This window comes from Bacteroides sp. AM54-2NS (assembly GCF_003602935.1).
GTDB lineage: Bacteria > Bacteroidota > Bacteroidia > Bacteroidales > Bacteroidaceae > Bacteroides > Bacteroides xylanisolvens.
Genome location: NZ_QTMZ01000144.1, coordinates 1 through 658, shown reverse-complemented (window position 1 = coordinate 658; position 658 = coordinate 1). Strand labels below are relative to the sequence as shown.

Below are 658 nucleotides of genomic sequence, written 5' to 3'. Positions count from 1 at the left end.
ACAATCGTCAAATTCTGCTTGAGGTCTTGTGACTGTGAACAATCTTCCTTTTCCTCGGAAAAGAGTATTCTTCACACATAATTTGTCTTTATGTCTTTTCTTGCGGCTTGTGGGAGCAGAAAATATCCCTCCACAGGCTGAAAGGTCTCGAAAGGAGGGAAGAGAAAGAAACGGTTAAGCGAACGCAGAGGGAATTTATTCACTATGCTGAGCGTAAGTTTCTTCAACGTAGTTAAACAAGTCCAGCGACATGGGCGACAAACTTATTTGTATCACTAAAAATAGAAAGGCAATGAAGATTATCATCCTGCATGATGCTGACGCACGCATCGAGTATCTTGACGTAGCCGACCACCTTCTCGGCTCAGACATCGAGGAGTTCCTCACCAGACAGGGCTTCTCAGTGAACAACATCACATGGCTTGTCACATCGGCAGACCATATCCCAGTGGTTTACCACAAGTATGACATCGACTGCAAGACCGGCGAGGCAACCCACACCAAACGAGAGGCAGAACTGCAAGACCTCACTATCCACGGACAACTCCAGGCATTGCAGCACCGGGAGCAGGACGAGCTGAAAGCGGCTCTTCGCAAGTACGGCACGGAGGTGGACGGAGGCTTTGAGGTGCATTTCGAGGGAGAGCAGCCCATCGTG

1 protein-coding gene is annotated in these 658 nt (G+C 48.9%); it reads left to right on the top strand.

What is annotated here, in order from left to right:
* Positions 1 to 292: 292 nt before the first annotated feature.
* A partial coding sequence (locus DXA05_RS26210) for a hypothetical protein (protein ID WP_284515717.1) occupies positions 293 to 658 on the top strand: 366 nt, incomplete at its 3' end.